This is a genomic window from Enterobacter sp. DC4, assembly GCF_000568095.1.
In the GTDB taxonomy this organism is placed as follows: Bacteria; Pseudomonadota; Gammaproteobacteria; order Enterobacterales; family Enterobacteriaceae; genus Enterobacter; species Enterobacter pseudoroggenkampii.
In genome coordinates, this window is the sequence record NZ_AZUB01000001.1 from 589,877 (window position 1) to 607,985 (window position 18,109).

Here is an 18,109-nt window from a genome sequence, read left to right on the forward strand (position 1 = left end):
GTCAGGATTCCGGAGGGACTGACATATCGCGGTATTTCACCAGTATCGGGTTCTGCACGTCTGCTTTGTTTTGCAGATCCCACAGCCCGCGGTCTATACCGTCGTTAATTAAGTAGATCACGCCGGTTTCAATGGCCGACATCAGACACATCATGACCGGCTCGTTAGAGGTGTAGCCAATTTCACCTTCCAGCAAACGCTGGTAATCGATGAAGCGGAATACCCCTGCCTGAACTTCATAAGACAGAATGGTTTTGCTGGTGTTCACCGAAGAGAGCACTTCGCCTGTACTGACGTTAACCACACGCAGGTTAACGGCGATTTGGTCGAGCTGATACTGGGTATCCGCACCGATACCGAAGTAACGTGCTCCCGCACCACCCGATTTAACGTTACTTTCGTAGCCGATAATCGATCCTTCAATCATTACGTTCGCTGCAGCCAGAGATTGCAGAGGCGTCCGGTTATTGTCCGCAACGGTGCCATTTTCCTGGGCGGCACGAATGATTTTGCGTTCATTCAACAGGTTCTGGAGCCCCTGACGTTCCAGCGGAATAAACCAGTGCGAATCCTTGAGTGCGGTAACCAGCATCGCGGTGGCGCTCTGCGGCACTGCCGTGGAGAAGTTACTTGCCGGGTAAGGTTTGAATTGCCCGGTTTCATCCTGAATGTTGTACACGGAGACAAATATTTTTCCCGTTGGAGCAGGTAAATGCGTTAAATCACGATAACTCTGGGCCCGAGGCATTAATGTTGGTTTTGCAGCTTCTTTAGGTGGAGCAGTTAAACAACCGCTCAATAAGCACACTGCAACAAATATCAGGAAGCGCTGCATGATTGTTGTCCTTATTTCGTTGTTGTTCAGAAGTTAGTTGAATCGTTTTGTAGACCGGAAACCTGGATGGTGGAGATTTTTCCGGTTTTACGATCGGTCACGTTCAACTGAAGCTGTCCGTCCGTGTTGGCGATATCAACGATAAAGTCGTTGGTCACCATCCGCCCGGGTTTACCGGTATTAATGTTGGTCAGCAAACCACCTAAAATCTGCGACTGGATGGCCTGCGTGAAGTTATCCAGTGCGGACGGGGTATCAACGCTAAAATTCTTTAAGCTGGGATCCTTATAGGAGTTTTGCGCCTGAGCTTCATTCAGCAGGAACGCGCCGTTGTTAGGGTTACCGCCAAAGTTAGGGTTACGGAACTGAAACGTCATGTTTCCGGCCCAGCTGATGGGTGTGATCAGCATTATCGAAACAACTGCATATGCAATACGCATGACAGCCTCCGCATATCGGTTCGCTAGAACTCGTCTTTTGCTAAATCGCTGGTGCTTAATAGGGCTTTATCTATTTGCAGGCGATTAATAGCGTCTTCTGATTGTGCCAGTGCTAAGACTACGTTTTTATCGAAGTCCATTTTGGTCGGGAATAAAAACGTTTGATAAATAACGGACTGATTAGCCGTTATTGTTATCCAACTTCCCCATCGTGCACTGGGCCGCTCGTTGATTGTTATATTACCCGTGTATGTACTTTCCCATTTGTCACTGAAGGCACGGTAAAAACTGTGCCCGACCGATGAGACAGTGTGGTCTGTTAACAATCCGGGAACTTCGACCTCGACGGCCTTCAGATTCCCAGCAGCGAGCAGGAAACTCGCTGCGGCGATCCAACTCAACGTGCGCTTCATGTGATTAACGCCTGAGGTTATCGTTTGCCCACGAAACCGCCTGAGTTCGGTTTTTCACAGCTATCTTCTTGAAAAGATTATAAAGGTGCGTCTTTACCGTATTTTCGCTGATAAATAACGAACGGGCGATTTCAATATTTGAAGCACCAATGCGTAACTTATTCAGGATCTCTTTCTCACGGTGCGTGAGCAGTGCTGACTCTGAGCTGTTATAGCGATAATTTCCGGAGTGCGTGATGAGATAGCTGGCAAGCTTTTGCGAAAAATAACACTCTCCGCGCAATATACCTTGCAGCCCCTCTACCACCCGGTCTTCTTCTTCCGTGACGTAGAACACGCCATTGATATGCGGCCAGCTTTCAATATCTCTGAAAGGATATTCATCAGGCGTATTCAACAATAGCACGCGGATATTATTGTTTTTTCTGCTTAAAATATCCTGCCAGTAATGGATAAGCTTTTTATCAGCTTCCATCATATCGAAAAGAATGATGCTGCCAGGTGCAATATCATCAAAAGAACGTTGAATATTATGCAATTTCCCGCTCAGTGATAACGATTGCTTTAAATGTTGTAATAATGCTGTCGCTTGCAAAGAAGGTTTTGTGATCAACAGTAATGTATGACCATGTAAACTATGGACTTCATTATACATGATGAAACCCCACTTTATTTTGGCACCTGGCAGCTGTCCTCCAGTTTAAAAGAGGACACCAGAAGTACTGACAGATGTTGCACTGCTGTGTGTAGAATCAGACCATAACCTCCACAGGGAGGTAAATATAAAACCAATTTCGTACATCTAATTTCAATCTAGCTTTTACGAAGTTTAAAGCAAGTGTTAAACATGTAACAGGACGTAAAAATCAATATTAATTTGTGAAATTTGATTGTTTGGAATGGTGAGAATTGATGAGAAAGTTGTACACCTAAATAGAGATGCACAGATTTTAAAAATCATACAAATATTTTTAAAGATATGATTATTAAGAATATTTGTTATTTTTGTAAAGCACTAATTAAGTATGAGTTTCAGATGATTTCTAAGCCCAGGAATGAGCGACTGTCTGGCTTAAGAAAAGAGGCTCCGTGTCACGCACAGAGAAAAATGTTTCCTGCCGTTACGTTTAAACAACCCGGGAGGAAGCGTGGACAGCCTTTGTCTCGTTGTACAACCCTTTCACAATACACCTTTATTAAAAAATATAAGCCGGCCTGATTAAAGTGTTTTTTACTGTAAATTACGACTTTGTGGTGACCCGAAAAATAAAAATAAGCCGCGCGGGTGAGATATTTAAAATGTTTCAGCGGACATACTCTTCACCGTAACGACGCGTTAACACCATACGAGCCGTTTAAACATGGAGTAATTAAATAGCCAGGTCCAGGGTGACAACATGAAAAACACATCGTTAATTGTGATGTTTACATTACTGGGTGCGCCTGGATTTGTAACCGCGGCTAATTCAGATTTGGCAAATGCTGAATATAACTTTGCGGTTAACGAATTAAGTCTTTCATCACTAAATCAGGCAGCCATTATTGGTCAACGGGGCGTTTTCAATGACGCTCAGGTTCGCCAGGACGGTTCAAAACTCTTATCCATTGTTTCCCAGGATGGGGCAGGCAACAGAGCGAGAGTCGATCAATCAGGGGCTTACAATATAGCCTGGATCGATCAGAGCGGTAACGGGAATGATGCAGGTATTACGCAAGATGGATACGGTAATAGCGCGAAAATTATCCAGCAAGGGTCGGGTAATAGAGCAAATATTACGCAGTACGGTACGCAGAAAACCGCAGTTGTAGTGCAGAAACAGTCGCAAATGGCGATTAACGTTATTCAACATTAGCGCTTTCGCGACGACTTTAATCAATCCGACGGGGGTTTACCATGAAATTTTTCAAAGTGGCAGCGCTTGCAGCAATCGTAGTTTCTGGTAGTGCTATGGCTGGTCTGATTAATCAGGATGGCTGGGGTCATGGGCATGGTCATGGCGGATACGGTGGCCCAAATTCAACCCTGAATATTTATCAGAATGGTGGCGGTAACTCCGCGGTTGCTCTGCAAACAGACGCCAGAAATTCTGTCCTGAATATTAGCCAGACAGGTGGCGGTAACGGCGCTGACGTTGGTCAGGGTTCTGATGACAGTAAAATCAACCTGACCCAGAAAGGGTTTGGCAACAGTGCAACACTTGATCAGTGGAACAGTAAAAAATCCGTCATGAATGTTAGCCAGTCCGGCGGCTTTAACGGTGCACTCGTAGACCAGACTGCGTCCAACTCAACTGTTAACGTTACCCAGATCGGTTTTGGTAACCACGCGACAGCTCATCAGTACTGATACTGAAATCTGTGCTACAAAAAAACAGGGCATCAGCCCTGTTTTTTTTCGGGAGTTCATCATGAATACCTTAATTCTACTCGCCGCGCTTTCCAGTCAGATAACGTTCAAAACGTCGCAGCAGGAAAACATGACTACCATTATTCCGCAGGTCACTCTGGCGCAATCGTGTGATTGTCAGGTTCAAATTGTTTCTGTTCGGGAAGGGCAGGGGGGACAAAGTTCGTCCCGACAGCAAAATACCCTTTTTATACCCGCTAATCAGACGATTGATTTAATGCGCCTGAGTTTAAATATTAACGCAGGAGACACGGTAAAAATCGTGGTCACCGTTTCAGATGGAAAATCGCTTCATTTATCACAACAGTGGTCACCAGCGGGAAGTTCGATCTAAATATTCATGAAATCAATATGTTGTGAATGTGGCGGGTCTGTGCCGTTGAGCTATGCTGATATCAGGGACCTGGTCGTTATGTTCCTTAACGTGAGACTTCGTTTGCCGTAATAAATGAAGCGCGTTTACCCCTCATGGACGATTTTCATTGAGGAGTACCTATAATGAATAACTATTTTGCTCGACTCGCGGCAGGTCTGGGTCTGGTCGTTTCTGCTTTGAGTATCCCGGCTTATTCGGCCACCGTTGTGAACGGTGGTGTCATTCATTTTCGCGGTGCCATTGTCGCAGACCCCTGTGAAGTCACTCCCCAGAAGCAACAGTTTGCAATGTCATGTCCAGATAATAACCGTATGCAAACGCGTATGGTGAGCTATGAAGAGGCGCTTAACGGGAAAGTGAGTGACTCAAACCTGGCGACGCTCAATATGAAATACCTTAATCCTGAAAAAACGCTCGCGGTTGTCGAAATCCAGTATCGCTAATGCGCACTCTCCCGCCCAGCGGTGGAAGAGGATTTTTTCTGATAGTTTATTCTCCCGGTCTCCTCTGCGATACACTTAAGAAAAAGGCGGGTTGCAGAGGGGCTTTATGAAACCGCAAATTGACATTATTCATGGCGATATTACGACCATGCACGTCGACGTTATCGTCAATGCGGCCAATCCCTCCCTGATGGGGGGAGGCGGCGTGGACGGGGCTATCCACCGGGCTGCCGGACCGCAGCTGCTGGAGGCCTGTAAAACCGTGCGGCAACAGCAGGGCGAATGTCCTCCCGGTCACGCGGTGATTACGCTTGCGGGCAATCTGCCTGCCAGAGCGGTGATTCATGCCGTAGGGCCCGTCTGGCATGGCGGGGACCAGCACGAAGCGAGTATTCTGGAAGAGGCTTACCGGAACTGTTTACGGCTGGCCGCCGACAACGGCTATAAAACGATGGCGTTCCCGGCCATCAGCACCGGCGTGTATGGTTACCCTAAGGCCGCCGCCGCAACGATCGCCGTAGAAACCGTTTACCGCTACCTGTCGTTAAAACCGCTGCCGGAGAAGGTGATTTTTGTCTGTTTCGACGACGACACCACGCATCTTTATCAGCGGCTTCTGACTCAGCGCAGACAAGAGCTGGAAAGCTGAAACAAACGCGGCGCATCCAGTGCGCCGCGTGTTCTAAGAGGCTTTCGCCTGCGGTTTTCCTGAAAAGAGGAAACGCAGCAGCGGGATCCGCAGATGGATTTCGTAGAGTACGATCGCCACCCCCACAACGAACACCAGCCCGGTAAAGAAGCCCAGCGTGTTGGAGGCGATGTGCGGTGTGATGTAAGCCCCGAAGAAAAGCGTCAACGGGTGATGCACCAGATAGATAAACAGCGAAGCATTAACGAAGTAGGTCACGCGGTGGGACTTAAAGTTCAGCAAACGGTGGCCCAGCGCGAATACTACGTTCACCATCCACAGGCCCAACAGCATCGTGATCACGCTTTCCGTTTCATACATCCAGGCGTCGCCGCTCCCGTAGCGCTGATTCAGCAGATAGGCCGCGAACGCGAGGGTGGCTCCCAGCGCGCACCACGGTGACGGGGTGACAAACAGCGATTTAAGCTTCGGATGAATAAACGCCAGCGCGCCGATTAAAAAGAACGGAATGTAGAACAGCGACTGCATCACCACAAAATTAAATAACCCGTCGCTCAAAATCGGCGGGTAGACGATAAGCAGGGTCCGTCGCACGGCGGCATAGGCAATCCCCAACAGCAAGAAGAGCACTGACAGTTTGCCCATCGTAACGTTGGCGAAAAATACGTCGGCTTTCGTACTTAGATGGTGGCGCAGGCGGCTGAAAATCAACAGACTCACCGTGGTGAGCACCACCAGGACCAGCAGGAACCACAGGTGAGATACCAGCTCCCAGACCAGCGTATTGTACTTTTCATACAGCGTCAGATTCGGCCAGTTCTCCGCTTTACCCTTCACGTACTGCAACATAATGAACTGGGGCAGCGTCAGCAGCGGAATGGCGGTCAGCATGGGGATCCCCACGCGCTCTACGCGCACTTTCCACCAGCGCTTGAGCGGGTATCGCAGAAACAGCATGTAAGAGAAATAGCCGGAAATGACGAAAAACACCTGCATACGGAAGGCATGAATAAAGTCATTAAACAGCGTCAGCCACCAGGAGGGCATCTGGCTATTCACGTGCCAGGTGTGGCTGGAGTAAATCAGTGAAATGTGAAAGGGGATCCCCAATAGCATCAGCCATGCCCGGATCGAGTCGAGGAAATATTCACGTTCTGTTGGTGTTGTGCTCATATAACGTTGTGCATTCTCAGACTTTTCGTCTTATCCCTAAGACTCATAATGGTTACATTCGAAGGCAACCCTACACCAAGACCGACACCCTGTCTCCAGGATAAGCACGCAAAGTGAATAGCGGGTTCTTTCATTTGCTTAATCCCTGAGCCAGCAGCTGAACAAAGCAGTGATAATGTTGTCGGATTGCCTGAGTTTCCATTAAAATGGATCGGATCGATATAAGCACACAAAGGGGGAAGTGCTTACTTATTATGAAACATAAACCACAGATGATGAAAATGCGTTGGTTGGGTGCTGCAGTGGTGTTGTCACTGTATACCTCATCGGCACTGGCCTTTAACATCGACGATGTCGCAAAACAGGCAAAATCGATGGCAGGCAAGAGCTACGAAGCGCCGAAAAGTAACTTGCCCTCCGTTTTCCGCGACATGAAGTATGCGGACTATCAGCAGATCCAGTTCAATCACGATAAAGCGTACTGGAGCAATATCAAAACCCCGTTCAAGCTTGAATTTTATCATCAGGGTATGTACTTCGACACGCCTGTTGCCATCAATGAAGTGACGGCGACAGCGGTTCGTAAGATTAAGTACAGCCCGGATTATTTCAATTTTGGCAATGTGCAACACGATAAAGATACGGTGAAAGACCTGGGCTTCGCAGGCTTCAAGGTGCTTTACCCGATCAACAGCAAAGATAAAAACGACGAAATCGTCAGCATGCTGGGTGCCAGCTATTTCCGCGTCATTGGCGCGGGGCAGGTATACGGGCTTTCTGCGCGTGGACTGGCTATTGATACCGCGCTGCCATCAGGTGAAGAGTTCCCACGTTTCCGTGAGTTCTGGATTGAGCGTCCAAAACCAACGGACAAACGTCTGACCATTTATGCGCTGCTGGATTCCCCGCGTGCAACCGGCGCCTATCGCTTTGTGATTATGCCGGGTCGTGACACGGTGGTTGACGTGCAGTCCAAGGTTTACCTGCGTGACAAAGTAGGCAAACTGGGCGTTGCACCACTGACCAGCATGTTCCTGTTTGGGCCGAACCAGCCGTCTCCGACAACCAACTTCCGCCCGGAACTGCATGACTCCAACGGTCTGTCTATTCATGCCGGTAACGGTGAGTGGATCTGGCGTCCGCTGAATAACCCGAAACATCTGGCGGTGAGCAGCTTCGCAATGGAAAACCCGCAAGGTTTCGGCCTGCTGCAGCGTGGTCGTCAGTTCTCCCGCTTTGAAGATTTGGACGATCGCTATGACCAGCGTCCAAGCGCCTGGGTCACGCCAAACGGTGACTGGGGTAAAGGTAAGGTCGAGCTGGTAGAAATTCCAACCAACGACGAAACCAACGATAACATCGTCGCTTACTGGACACCGGATCAACTGCCGGAAGCCGGTAAAGAGATGAACTTCAAGTACACCATTACCTTCAGCCGCGACGAAGATAAGCTGCATGCGCCGGATAACGCGTATGTGATGCAGACTCGCCGCTCAACGGGTGATGTGAAGCAGTCTAATCTTATCCGTCAGCCTGACGGGACCGTGGCGTTTGTCGTGGACTTCACCGGCCAGGATATGAAGAAACTGTCGCCGGACACCGCCGTTGCCGCTCAGGCCAGCATCGGTGATAACGGTGAAATCGTTGAGAATACCGTGCGTTACAACCCGGTAACCAAAGGCTGGCGTCTGACCCTGCGCGTGAAAGTGAAAGATCCGAAACAGACCACTGAAATGCGTGCTGCGCTGGTCAGTAACGATCAGCCGCTGAGTGAAACCTGGAGCTATCAGCTACCTGCCAATGAATAATACATCTGAATATATTGATGCCATGCCGCTGACGGATATCGAAAAAGCGGCACTGCCTAAGAGCGACATCCGCGCGGTTCACACCGCGCTGGATGGTGAACATCGTCAGTTTTCCCGTGATGATGATACGCCGCTCGGGTCAGTCAAGGCGCGTCTGGAGCAGGCCTGGCCGGACTCGCTGGCGGAAGGGCAGTTGATTAAAGACGATGAAGGACGCGATCAGCTTCAGGCGATGCCGAAGGCCACGCGTTCCTCAATGTTCCCCGATCCATGGCGCACCAACCCGGTGGGCCGCTTCTGGGATCGCCTGCGCGGGCGTGATGTTACGCCGCGCTATCTGTCGCGCCTGACAAAAGAAGAGCAGGCGTCCGAACAGAAATGGCGTACCGTGGGGACTATCCGTCGCTATATCCTGCTGCTTCTGACGCTGGCGCAGACGGTCGTCGCGACCTGGTACATGAAAACCATCCTGCCTTATCAGGGCTGGGCGTTCATCAACCCGACGGACATGATGGGCCAGGATCTCTGGGTCTCCTTCATGCAGCTGCTGCCGTATATTCTGCAGAGCGGCATCCTTCTGCTGTTCGCGGTTCTCTTCTGCTGGGTCTCGGCCGGTTTCTGGACCGCACTGATGGGCTTCCTGCAGCTGCTGATGGGGCGTGACAAATACAGCATTTCGGCGTCAACGGTCGGGGATGAACCCCTCAATCCCGAGCACCGTACCGCGCTGATTATGCCTATCTGTAACGAAGACGTTGACCGCGTATTTGCGGGCCTGCGTGCGACCTGGGAGTCCGTAAAGGCGACCGGCAACGCGGAGCATTTTGACGTTTACATCCTGAGCGACAGCTACAACCCGGATATCTGCGTTGCAGAACAAAAAGCGTGGATGGAGCTGATTGCAGAAGTGCAGGGCGAAGGGCAGATCTTCTACCGCCGTCGCCGCCGCCGTGTGAAGCGTAAAAGCGGTAACATCGATGACTTCTGCCGTCGCTGGGGTAATCAGTACAGCTACATGGTCGTGCTGGATGCGGACTCCGTCATGAGCGGCGACTGCCTGAGCGGTCTGGTGCGTCTGATGGAAGCCAACCCTAACGCGGGTATCATTCAGTCCTCGCCAAAAGCGTCCGGTATGGACACGCTCTATGCGCGCTGCCAGCAGTTCGCCACCCGTGTCTACGGGCCGCTGTTCACCGCGGGTCTGCACTTCTGGCAGTTGGGTGAGTCGCACTACTGGGGTCACAACGCCATCATCCGCGTGAAGCCGTTCATTGAGCACTGTGCGCTGGCGCCGTTGCCGGGTGAGGGGTCATTTGCAGGCTCTATTCTGTCGCATGACTTCGTGGAAGCAGCGCTGATGCGTCGTGCTGGCTGGGGTGTCTGGATTGCCTACGACCTGCCGGGATCGTACGAAGAGCTGCCGCCGAACCTGCTGGACGAGCTCAAGCGTGACCGCCGCTGGTGTCACGGTAACCTGATGAACTTCCGTCTGTTCCTTGTTAAAGGGATGCACCCGGTTCACCGTGCGGTGTTCCTGACGGGCGTGATGTCTTATCTCTCCGCACCGCTGTGGTTTATGTTCCTTGCGCTCTCCACTGCGCTGCAGGTCGTCCATGCCCTGACGGAGCCGCAATACTTCCTGCAACCGCGCCAGCTGTTCCCGGTGTGGCCGCAGTGGCGTCCGGAGCTGGCGATTGCGCTGTTTGCCTCCACCATGGTGCTGCTGTTCCTGCCTAAGCTGCTCAGTATCATCCTGATCTGGTGCAAAGGCTCGAAAGAGTACGGCGGTTTCTTCCGCGTGACCCTTTCACTGCTGCTGGAAGTGCTGTTCTCCGTGCTGCTGGCGCCGGTGCGCATGCTGTTCCACACCGTGTTTGTGGTCAGCGCGTTCCTGGGCTGGGAAGTGGTCTGGAACTCGCCGCAGCGTGATGACGACTCCACGCCGTGGAGCGAAGCCTTTATGCGCCACGGTTCTCAGCTGCTGCTGGGTCTGGTGTGGGCGGCCGGAATGGCCTGGCTGGATCTGCGCTTCCTGTTCTGGCTGGCGCCGATTGTCTTCTCGCTGATCCTGTCGCCGTTTGTGTCCGTGATCTCCAGCCGTTCGACGGTGGGGCTGCGGACCAAACGCTGGAAACTGTTCCTGATCCCGGAAGAGTATTCCCCGCCGCAGGTGCTGGTGGATACCGATCGTTATCTCGAGCAGAACCGCAATCGCACGCTGGATGACGGCTTTATGCACGCCGTGTTTAACCCGTCATTCAACGCCCTGGCAACGGCGATGGCCACTGCGCGCCACCGTGCCAGCCAGGTGCTGGAGATTGCCCGCGATCGTCACGTTGAGCAGGCGCTTAACGAGACCCCGGAAAAACTCAACCGCGACCGTCGACTGGTGCTGTTGAGCGACCCGGTGACAATGGCGCGTCTTCACTACCGCGTGTGGTCCGCTCCGGAGAAATACTCTTCGTGGGTGAACTACTATAAGGACGTGAAGCTGAATCCGCTTGCACTGAAGGCGAAGTAAGTTTTTAAGTAGGGCGGATAAGCGAAGCGCCATCCGCCAAATAAAATACCGGCTTAATTGCCGGTATTTTTTTAGAGGTTACTCATGAAAATAATCATCGTCGTACTGATGGCATGCCTGCTCAGCGGCTGCGGCAGTATCATCAGTCGCACCATTCCAGGGCAGGGCCACGGAAATCAGTATTACCCTGGCGTGAAATGGGATCTCCGTGATTCCGCATGGCGCTACCTCACCGTGCTCGATCTGCCGTTCTCGCTGATTTTCGACACGCTGTTGCTGCCGATTGATGCCAGCCATGGCCCTTACGAATAGCGTAAATTAACGCTCGTCCCACTCATCGGCTGCGGTTTGACCTTCTTCCGTATCCAGCGGTGGCTCGAGCTGAAACTCGCCCTCATCCCACTCGTGTAGGGTGTTCTCTTCCAGCCATTCCTGCCGAAGTTCGATTTCATCATAGTCGCCATCGAAGACGGCCTGCGCACCTTCACCGCTCAATATCGGCAAACATTCCCCTTCTTCACCTTCATCGGCAAAGAATTCGACCTGCCACATAATATCCCCATCCTGCAGAACGTATTTTTGGATATTAAGCTGTTGCACGTCAGCATCTTCTTCTTCAACGCCGGGGTTGTCGGCGAGGAACTCTTCACGAGCGGCATCAATAGCTTCTTCCAGCGTGGCGTACATGGTCATTGGTGTCTCCCTGTTTTCCAGAAGGTTTCAGGGAAAGAATAGCTGAATATAAGATTCTGCAAGTATGAATGCGAAAATAAGCTTCAGGCGTTCGTCTTATTCCGTCACGGGCCGTAACGCGCGGGATAAACTGAACCACGAATAAATGGCATTGAACAACACGACGCCCGCCGTCACGATAAAGACGGCGCGAAAACCGAAGCTGGCGGAGATCCCGGCCCCGAGCAGCGGTCCGGTGACGTTACCAATATCCCGGAATGACTGGTTATAGCTGAAAATACGCCCGGCAATCTGGTTCGTGGAGTTGTAGACCAGCAGGGTCTGTACGGCGGGCAGCAACGCACCGTCGGCGGCACCCAGCAAAAAGCGCAGGACGCCCAGCTGCCATGGCGTTTGCACCATCGACATCGGGATAAGCAGCAGGACGGAAATCACCAGCGCGAAGATCAGGATTTTTTCCGGACCCACCCGGTCCCCCAGTTTTCCCAGCCTCGGGGCGCTCAGCAGCGCCGCCACGCCGGGTACGGAGGCGATCAGCCCGCTGATGAACGCAATATTGCTGACGTTACCCGCCAGGTCGCGAACGTACAGCGTCAGAATAGGGGCAATCGACCCGGTAGCTACCTGAATAATCATTGTCGTCACGAACAGGCTGAGTACCAGTCTGGGATTTTTAAGCGAGGTCAGCACCTCCCTGGCGTGAAGCATCTCTTTTTTGGCGACAGGCGTGAAGTTTTCCCGAATACAGAGCAGGGTGACGATAAAGCACAGGAACAGCACGCTGGCGGTGATAAAGAAAACCGGCCGCAGGCCATAGCTATCGGCCAGGAGTCCGCCGGCCAGTGGCCCCAGCAGGGCGCCGCTCACGCCGCCGGTTGAGAGCGTGCCCAGCGCCCAGCCGCTCTTATGGCGGGGAATTTGTGTGGCAATCAGGGCATTGGCATTGGGAATAAAGCCCCCCAGCAGGCCCAGCAGCGCGCGGAGGATCAGGAACTGCCAGACGTTTTGCGCCACGCCCATCAGCGCCATGATAATGGCCATCCCCAGCGCCGAACGCAGCAGCATGATTTTACGTCCCTTGCGATCGGCAAGGCCGCCCCAGAAGGGCGAGGCTATCGCGGAAAACAGGAACGTGATGCTGAATACCAGGCCGGACCACATATTGAGCGCGCTGTGACCCGTCACGCCCAGCTGTTCGACGTAGAGCGGCAGGAAGGGCATGACCAGGCTAAACGCCGCGCCGGTAAGAAAACAGCCAAGCCACGCAACCGTGAGGTTACGCTTCCAGTTTATGGGGGCATCTGAGGGTGACATAACAATCCGCATAATGAGGTGCTGAGCACCTGAAGCATGAAGTAATAAGCCTGCTAATTATGCGCCTGGGTTATGATTGCCGCAATGAGGGGGAGCTTTTAAAGCTAAAACAGCATGCGGCCCTGAGGACCGCATGAGGATTAATAGCGGGACGGCGTACCTTGTGGGCGTGTTTTAAAACGGCGGTGCAGCCACATATACTGCTCCGGGGCGAGCATGATGCACTTCTCCACAACGCTGTTCATCCAGCGCGCGGTGGTTTCTGCATCGTCAAGCGGCGGCGCGAGTTCCGGCTCCAGCATCATCAGCTCGTAGCCTGAACCATCCGGCTTACGGCGGGGAACAAAAGGCACGATGGCAGCTTTGGACATCCGCGCCAGCATCCAGGTACCGGTGGTTGTGGCGGCCTCGTCAACGGCGAAGAAGGGGACAAATACGCTGGCCTGTGGGCCATAGTCGTGGTCGGGGGCATACCAGACCACTTCACCGGATTTCAGTGCGCGAATCATGCCCTTCAGATCTTTTCGGTCGATCATGCTTTTGTTGGAGCGCATGCGGCCGTTGGTCTGGATTAAATCGATGACCGGGTTATCGTTAGGACGATAAACGCCAATGCCGGGCGCCTGCATGCCGAACATGCGCGCCCCGATTTCCAGCGTCAGGAAATGGACGCCGATCAGCAGAACGCCAGTCTGGTTGGCCTGAAGCGTATGCACAGGCTCCATGCCGGTTCCCGTCACCTCACTCCAGCGGGCCATGCGTTTGTCTGGCCAGAACCACGCCATACCGGTTTCCATAAGCCCCATCCCGACGGATTCGAAATTCTTCGAAACCATATCGTGACGATCTGTCTCGCTCATCTGCGGAAAACACAGCTCAAGATTGCGGTACGCGATTTTGGCGCGACGCTTCATAAACAGCTGCGCAAAACGGCCCAGAAATTTACCCAACCGAAAAATTACAGGGTAGGGAAGCTGTACCAGGAGCCATAAAAAGCCAATGCCAAGCCAGGTCAACCAATAGCGGGGATGCAAAAGGGCGGCAGTAAATTTTGGTAACTGGGTCATGTCTTTCCTGTGTTCAAACGTCCTGTTTTGCTAGTGTCTCATTTTTTTAGACATAGCCAAAATATCTGCTTTCGAAGCGTGCACGAATACAGCAATTGTTAAGCCTGATTAATCAGGGTGTGTGAAATGTAGCGTAAATTGTGTGGATGTAAATTAGTTTTATTTGCTATATGATGCCGACCGATTTTTCATTCTCTCTAACGATTCCAGGACTGTACACCATGCCAGTGTTACACAACCGCGTGTCGAATGAGATGTTAAAAGCGCGTATGTTGGCTGAAACCGAACCGCGCACCACCATCTCTTTCTACAAATACTTCACGATCAACGATCCGCAGGCAACCCGCGATGCGCTTTATCAGGCGTTCACGGCCCTGAACGTCTTCGGACGCGTCTACCTTGCCCGTGAAGGCATCAACGCGCAGATTAGCGTACCGGAAAGCAAAGTCAGCGCTTTCCGCGACGTTCTTTATCACTTCGATCCGGCCCTCGACGGCTTACGCCTGAACATTGCCCTGGACGATGACGGGAAATCCTTCTGGGTGCTGCGCATGAAGGTGCGTGAACGCATCGTGGCGGACGGTATCGACGATCCTGAGTTTAACCCGGCGGATGTCGGCGAATATCTCAAGGCTGCGGAAGTGAATGCGATGCTGGACGATCCGGATGCCGTGTTCATTGATATGCGTAACCACTATGAGTACGAAGTGGGGCATTTCGAGAACGCGATGGAAATCCCGGCCGACACCTTCCGCGAGCAGCTGCCCAAAGCGGTTGAGATGATGCAGGAACATAAAGATAAAAAGATCGTTATGTACTGCACCGGCGGTATCCGCTGTGAGAAAGCCAGCGCGTGGATGAAGCACAACGGCTTTAATAAGGTCTGGCATATTGAAGGCGGCATTATCGAGTATGCCCGCCGAGCCCGTGAACAGGGTTTACCGGTACGCTTTATCGGGAAAAACTTTGTCTTTGACGAGCGTATGGGTGAGCGTATCTCGGAAGACGTTATTGCCCAGTGCCACCAGTGCGGCGCGCCGTGCGATACCCATACCAACTGCAAAAACGACGGGTGCCATCTGCTGTTTATTCAGTGTCCGGCCTGTGCCGAGAAGTTTAACGGCTGCTGTAGCGAATTGTGCAGCGAAGAGAGCATCCTGCCGGAAGAAGAACAGCGTCGCCGTCGTGCAGGACGTGAAAACGGCAACAAGATTTTCAATAAATCACGCGGCCGTCTGAATACCAAACTGGGTATCCCTGACCCGGAATGATAATAACGCCCGGTACGGCAAAAGCCTGCCGGGCGAATCTATTATGATTTCTGCTGTACACCTTCAACGGAAATAATCAGCTCCACGTCCTGAGACGCCGGGCCTAAATCCGTTGTGATATTAAAATCTTTCAGGTGAATTTTACCCGCCGCTTCAAAACCTGCGCGTTTTCCGCCCCACGGGTCGTCACCCTGACCCAGTAATTTAGCATCCAGCGTGACCGGTTTTGTTACGCCGTTAAGCGTCAGGTTGCCGGTAATATTCAGCTTATCACCGTCTTTTTTCACTTCCGTGGAGGTGAAAGTAGCCTGCGGGTATTTCCCGACATTGAGGAATTCCCCGCTGCGCAGATGTTTATCACGTTCAGCATGATTGGTATCAACGCTGTTAGTATTAATGGTCACGTTGACCTTGTCGGCGGCAGGATTTTTCTCGTCAAAGGTGAATGTGCCGTCAAAATCCTTAAAGGTACCGTACAGCCAGCTGTATCCCAGATGCTGAATACGGAAATTGACGAAAGCGTGCTGGCCCTCTTTATCAATTTTATAATCAGCCGCCACGGCGGAACCGGCGGTGAATAACAGAGAACCCAGGGCGATACCCAGCAGGTGTTTTTTCATTTTATGCTCCAGAGTCAACTGACGAGCGGCCAAGCATGCGCCTTAGCGTATCGTCTTTATCAATAAAATGGTGTTTGAGGGCGGCAAGCCCGTGAAGTACGGACAGGATCACGACGCTCCACGCAAGCCAGAGGTGAACGACCCCTGCAGTGTCAGCCTGAACGCCCGCATCGCTGAGCGTTGCCGGGACGTCAAAAAGGCCAAAGACGCTAATCGGCTTACCGTCCGCCGTCGAGATAAGGTATCCGCTAATCAGAATGGCGAAGAGCAGCGCATAGAGCGCAATATGCGCGGCAACTGCACTGACGCGGGTAAATTTGCTGTGAGTCTTCGGCGCGGCAGGCGGTGGGGAGATATGTCGCCAGATCACGCGGAAAACCAAGCCCAGCATCAGCAGGACACCAATGCTTTTATGCAACTCCGGCGCCTGGTGATACCAGCCATCGTAATAGCTGAGCGTGACCATCCAGAGCCCAAGTCCAAACATGCCGTAGACGGCAAGAGCAAATATCCAGTGCAAACCTATGGATATTATTCCGTAGCGCCGGGAGGAGTTACGCAATTGCATCAGAATGTCCATTTTCAAATTAACCGGAAAGTAAAAATGAACGGGAAGGCGGGATATTGCAACTGAAATAATTGTCTATTGATTTTTATTTTATTTATTTCAGCAATTTTGAAAAGGATCGCTAACGCTAATTCAATCTCTTCGTGCAAGCGAAATGGTGAGTTTCAGTAAAGATAAATTAACGTCAATTATTGTCAGTAAGGCTTTTCAGTAAAATACAATGTAAACGAAATCAATAATGGCCAACAGCGCCCACAATAAGAGATAGAGCATAAAATGCTCGCGAATATTATTCATCAGAAAGCTAACGATCCTGCGCATAACGCCTCGTAATGCAGTGTGAGTGAAACGAGCCCCGGGACGTCCGGAGCCCGTGTGGATTATCCGTTAAAACGCGAAAGGGAGAAGGGCGTCAGATCAAACTGCGGCGTGATACCCTGGGCAAACTGCGCGGCGATTTCACCCAGCACGGAAGCGAATTTAAAGCCGTGGCCGCTCAGCCCGGTGATGAGCAGGGTGTTGTCATGCCCGGGCAGCGTATCAATGATGAAGTCTTCATCCGGCGTGTTGTCGTAGGTACAGGCCGCGCCATACAGCAAGCCACCGACGCCCGGAAGAGTATTCCGCAGGAATGAGAAGGCTTCCGAACCATCCTGAGGAAAGGCGCCAAAAGGCTTACGCTCTTCAGGGGAGGTGATCGCCTGGCCCCCGTTGTGTTTACCAATTTTCAGCGCGTCTTTCTCGGAAGGGAAACCGTAGAACTGATCGCCATTCGGTAATTCCCCGGTGAAGGCCGGGAATTTATTCTGCGCGCTGTAGCGTCCATCCGACTGGAACCAGGAGAAGACTTTGCGCACCGGCTGGATTGGCAGCTCCGGCAGCAGGTGAGTGACCCATGTTCCTGCGCTGACGAGCAGGCGAGAGGCTGAGTAGTCGCCGTCAATGGTCGTTACCGTGACGCCATTCTCGTCATGGGTGATGGCCTCCACCGGACAGTTAAACAGCTGTGCACAGCCGGCTTTCGCGGCAAGGTCGACCCAGGTTTTGATCGCTGTTTCACAATGCAGTACGCCGGAGTGGGCTTCAAAGAGGCCAATATAATCGTCCGGGACGCTAATTTCAGGCCAGCGCGCGGTTATGCCCGTTGCGTCCAGCTTCTCAACGTCCAGATTAAAGGCTTTCGCGCTGCGCTCGACGCCGGCAAGAAATTCCGAATGAGCCGGGCCAAGATTGATAACCCCGGTACGCTCGAAAATACGCTCTTCGGTCTGTTTCGCCAGTTCATCCCACAGCGTCTGGGCGCGAAGCACCAGCGGGACATAGCGCTCGCCTTCTCCATACGCATGGCGCATGAGGCGGGTATCGCCATGATGGCTGCCTTCAGCATGGGGAGGGCGGTGGGCATCGATCATCAGGACCTTCAGACCTGCCTGTGTTGCGTAATAACCGGCAGCGGAACCCACGGAGCCGCTACCAATAATGATTAAGTCGTATCTCATATGCATCTCATA

Annotated in this window: 21 protein-coding genes; 9 read left to right on the forward strand and 12 right to left on the reverse strand. The window is 52.2% G+C overall.

What is annotated here, in order from left to right; genetic code table 11:
* Position 1: 1 nt before the first annotated feature.
* From csgG to csgD, 4 genes are read right to left on the reverse strand one after another with little or no spacing between them, the layout of a single operon-like run.
* Positions 2 to 835, reverse strand: coding sequence for a curli production assembly/transport protein CsgG (gene csgG, locus P349_RS21220; protein ID WP_032648920.1), 834 nt, complete (start codon positions 833 to 835; stop codon positions 2 to 4).
* 26 nt (positions 836 to 861) lie between these two features.
* Positions 862 to 1,275 (reverse strand): curli production assembly/transport protein CsgF, encoded by a 414-nt coding sequence (gene csgF, locus P349_RS21215; RefSeq protein WP_032648919.1) that lies wholly within the window; start codon positions 1,273 to 1,275, stop codon positions 862 to 864.
* Positions 1,276 to 1,298: 23 nt separating this feature from the next.
* The gene (gene csgE / locus P349_RS21210; protein WP_024908986.1) at positions 1,299 to 1,688 is read right to left on the reverse strand and encodes a curli production assembly/transport protein CsgE; all 390 of its coding nucleotides are present in this window, start codon (positions 1,686 to 1,688) and stop codon (positions 1,299 to 1,301) included.
* Between the two features lie 4 nt (positions 1,689 to 1,692).
* The gene (gene csgD / locus P349_RS21205) at positions 1,693 to 2,343 is read right to left on the reverse strand and encodes a biofilm master transcriptional regulator CsgD (RefSeq protein ID WP_024908987.1); all 651 of its coding nucleotides are present in this window, start codon (positions 2,341 to 2,343) and stop codon (positions 1,693 to 1,695) included.
* A gap of 742 nt (positions 2,344 to 3,085) precedes the next feature.
* Between csgD and csgB the strand changes: the two genes are divergently transcribed.
* The 5 genes from csgB to ymdB all read left to right on the forward strand — a co-directional run bounded on the left by csgB (position 3,086) and on the right by ymdB (position 5,563).
* Positions 3,086 to 3,541, forward strand: a complete 456-nt coding sequence (csgB, locus tag P349_RS21200) for a curli minor subunit CsgB (RefSeq protein WP_024908988.1) — start codon at positions 3,086 to 3,088, stop codon at positions 3,539 to 3,541.
* Between the two features lie 41 nt (positions 3,542 to 3,582).
* Positions 3,583 to 4,035, forward strand: coding sequence for a curli major subunit CsgA (csgA, locus tag P349_RS21195; RefSeq protein ID WP_024908989.1), 453 nt, complete (start codon positions 3,583 to 3,585; stop codon positions 4,033 to 4,035).
* 61 nt (positions 4,036 to 4,096) lie between these two features.
* Complete coding sequence (csgC, locus tag P349_RS21190; protein ID WP_032650821.1) at positions 4,097 to 4,429, forward strand: curli assembly chaperone CsgC; 333 nt, start codon at positions 4,097 to 4,099, stop codon at positions 4,427 to 4,429.
* Between the two features lie 164 nt (positions 4,430 to 4,593).
* Positions 4,594 to 4,914: a type 1 fimbrial protein gene (locus P349_RS21185; protein WP_024908991.1), complete on the forward strand. Its 321-nt coding sequence runs from the start codon at positions 4,594 to 4,596 to the stop codon at positions 4,912 to 4,914.
* A 106-nt stretch (positions 4,915 to 5,020) separates the two neighbouring features.
* On the forward strand, positions 5,021 to 5,563 hold the full coding sequence (gene ymdB, locus P349_RS21180; protein WP_024908992.1) for an O-acetyl-ADP-ribose deacetylase: 543 nt from the start codon (positions 5,021 to 5,023) through the stop codon (positions 5,561 to 5,563).
* 33 nt (positions 5,564 to 5,596) lie between these two features.
* Here the strand turns inward: ymdB and mdoC are convergent, their stop codons facing one another.
* Entirely contained in the window at positions 5,597 to 6,736 is a 1,140-nt protein-coding gene (mdoC, locus tag P349_RS21175; protein WP_024908993.1) for a glucans biosynthesis protein MdoC, read from the reverse strand.
* Positions 6,737 to 6,990: 254 nt separating this feature from the next.
* On the opposite strand from mdoC, the gene mdoG reads away from it, so the two are divergent.
* The 3 genes from mdoG (at position 6,991) to P349_RS21160 (ending at position 11,377) form a co-directional block, all read left to right on the forward strand.
* Entirely contained in the window at positions 6,991 to 8,544 is a 1,554-nt protein-coding gene (mdoG, locus tag P349_RS21170; protein ID WP_032650822.1) for a glucans biosynthesis protein MdoG, read from the forward strand.
* Positions 8,537 to 11,065 carry a glucans biosynthesis glucosyltransferase MdoH gene (gene mdoH, locus P349_RS21165; protein ID WP_032650823.1) on the forward strand — a complete coding sequence of 843 codons (2,529 nt, stop codon included), beginning with the start codon at positions 8,537 to 8,539 and terminating at the stop codon, positions 11,063 to 11,065. Before mdoG ends, mdoH begins: the two co-directional genes overlap by 8 nt.
* 84 nt (positions 11,066 to 11,149) lie before the next feature.
* Entirely contained in the window at positions 11,150 to 11,377 is a 228-nt protein-coding gene (locus P349_RS21160) for a YceK/YidQ family lipoprotein (protein WP_032650824.1), read from the forward strand.
* A 6-nt stretch (positions 11,378 to 11,383) separates the two neighbouring features.
* On the opposite strand, the gene P349_RS21155 is transcribed toward P349_RS21160, so the two are convergent.
* The 3 genes from P349_RS21155 to P349_RS21145 all read right to left on the reverse strand — a co-directional run bounded on the left by P349_RS21155 (position 11,384) and on the right by P349_RS21145 (position 14,139).
* Complete coding sequence (locus tag P349_RS21155; protein ID WP_032650825.1) at positions 11,384 to 11,758, reverse strand: MysB family protein; 375 nt, start codon at positions 11,756 to 11,758, stop codon at positions 11,384 to 11,386.
* Positions 11,759 to 11,854: 96 nt separating this feature from the next.
* A complete protein-coding gene (mdtG, locus tag P349_RS21150; RefSeq protein WP_032650827.1) occupies positions 11,855 to 13,072 on the reverse strand; it encodes a multidrug efflux MFS transporter MdtG in 1,218 nt (405 codons plus the stop codon).
* Positions 13,073 to 13,212: 140 nt separating this feature from the next.
* Entirely contained in the window at positions 13,213 to 14,139 is a 927-nt protein-coding gene (locus P349_RS21145) for a Kdo(2)-lipid IV(A) acyltransferase (RefSeq protein ID WP_032650828.1), read from the reverse strand.
* 221 nt (positions 14,140 to 14,360) lie between these two features.
* Between P349_RS21145 and trhO the strand changes: the two genes are divergently transcribed.
* Positions 14,361 to 15,410, forward strand: a complete 1,050-nt coding sequence (trhO, locus tag P349_RS21140; RefSeq protein ID WP_024909001.1) for an oxygen-dependent tRNA uridine(34) hydroxylase TrhO — start codon at positions 14,361 to 14,363, stop codon at positions 15,408 to 15,410.
* Between the two features lie 41 nt (positions 15,411 to 15,451).
* On the opposite strand, the gene P349_RS21135 is transcribed toward trhO, so the two are convergent.
* The 4 genes from P349_RS21135 to solA all read right to left on the reverse strand — a co-directional run bounded on the left by P349_RS21135 (position 15,452) and on the right by solA (position 18,097).
* Positions 15,452 to 16,030, reverse strand: coding sequence for a YceI family protein (locus P349_RS21135; RefSeq protein ID WP_024909002.1), 579 nt, complete (start codon positions 16,028 to 16,030; stop codon positions 15,452 to 15,454).
* Position 16,031: 1 nt separating this feature from the next.
* Complete coding sequence (locus tag P349_RS21130) at positions 16,032 to 16,598, reverse strand: cytochrome b (RefSeq protein WP_032651195.1); 567 nt, start codon at positions 16,596 to 16,598, stop codon at positions 16,032 to 16,034.
* A gap of 207 nt (positions 16,599 to 16,805) precedes the next feature.
* A complete protein-coding gene (locus P349_RS21125; protein ID WP_032645429.1) occupies positions 16,806 to 16,919 on the reverse strand; it encodes a DUF2770 family protein in 114 nt (37 codons plus the stop codon).
* A 59-nt stretch (positions 16,920 to 16,978) separates the two neighbouring features.
* A complete protein-coding gene (solA, locus tag P349_RS21120; protein WP_032650829.1) occupies positions 16,979 to 18,097 on the reverse strand; it encodes an N-methyl-L-tryptophan oxidase in 1,119 nt (372 codons plus the stop codon).
* Positions 18,098 to 18,109: the final 12 nt, after the last annotated feature.

Bases quoted from the DNA above. Each gene is read 5' to 3' on its own strand.
- trhO (WP_024909001.1), top strand. From the start codon at position 14,361: ATGCCAGTGTTACACAACCGCGTGTCGAATGAGATGTTAAAAGCGCGT.
- mdoG (WP_032650822.1), top strand. From the start codon at position 6,991: ATGAAACATAAACCACAGATGATGAAAATGCGTTGGTTGGGTGCTGCA.
- csgB (WP_024908988.1), top strand. From the start codon at position 3,086: ATGAAAAACACATCGTTAATTGTGATGTTTACATTACTGGGTGCGCCT.
- P349_RS21160 (WP_032650824.1), top strand. From the start codon at position 11,150: ATGAAAATAATCATCGTCGTACTGATGGCATGCCTGCTCAGCGGCTGC.
- P349_RS21185 (WP_024908991.1), top strand. From the start codon at position 4,594: ATGAATAACTATTTTGCTCGACTCGCGGCAGGTCTGGGTCTGGTCGTT.
- mdoH (WP_032650823.1), top strand. From the start codon at position 8,537: ATGAATAATACATCTGAATATATTGATGCCATGCCGCTGACGGATATC.
- P349_RS21155 (WP_032650825.1), bottom strand. From the start codon at position 11,758: ATGACCATGTACGCCACGCTGGAAGAAGCTATTGATGCCGCTCGTGAA.
- P349_RS21145 (WP_032650828.1), bottom strand. From the start codon at position 14,139: ATGACCCAGTTACCAAAATTTACTGCCGCCCTTTTGCATCCCCGCTAT.
- P349_RS21130 (WP_032651195.1), bottom strand. From the start codon at position 16,598: ATGCAATTGCGTAACTCCTCCCGGCGCTACGGAATAATATCCATAGGT.
- csgD (WP_024908987.1), bottom strand. From the start codon at position 2,343: ATGTATAATGAAGTCCATAGTTTACATGGTCATACATTACTGTTGATC.
- csgC (WP_032650821.1), top strand. From the start codon at position 4,097: ATGAATACCTTAATTCTACTCGCCGCGCTTTCCAGTCAGATAACGTTC.
- csgA (WP_024908989.1), top strand. From the start codon at position 3,583: ATGAAATTTTTCAAAGTGGCAGCGCTTGCAGCAATCGTAGTTTCTGGT.
- mdtG (WP_032650827.1), bottom strand. From the start codon at position 13,072: ATGTCACCCTCAGATGCCCCCATAAACTGGAAGCGTAACCTCACGGTT.
- csgF (WP_032648919.1), bottom strand. From the start codon at position 1,275: ATGCGTATTGCATATGCAGTTGTTTCGATAATGCTGATCACACCCATC.
- csgE (WP_024908986.1), bottom strand. From the start codon at position 1,688: ATGAAGCGCACGTTGAGTTGGATCGCCGCAGCGAGTTTCCTGCTCGCT.
- solA (WP_032650829.1), bottom strand. From the start codon at position 18,097: ATGAGATACGACTTAATCATTATTGGTAGCGGCTCCGTGGGTTCCGCT.
- mdoC (WP_024908993.1), bottom strand. From the start codon at position 6,736: ATGAGCACAACACCAACAGAACGTGAATATTTCCTCGACTCGATCCGG.
- P349_RS21125 (WP_032645429.1), bottom strand. From the start codon at position 16,919: ATGCGCAGGATCGTTAGCTTTCTGATGAATAATATTCGCGAGCATTTT.
- P349_RS21135 (WP_024909002.1), bottom strand. From the start codon at position 16,030: ATGAAAAAACACCTGCTGGGTATCGCCCTGGGTTCTCTGTTATTCACC.
- csgG (WP_032648920.1), bottom strand. From the start codon at position 835: ATGCAGCGCTTCCTGATATTTGTTGCAGTGTGCTTATTGAGCGGTTGT.
- ymdB (WP_024908992.1), top strand. From the start codon at position 5,021: ATGAAACCGCAAATTGACATTATTCATGGCGATATTACGACCATGCAC.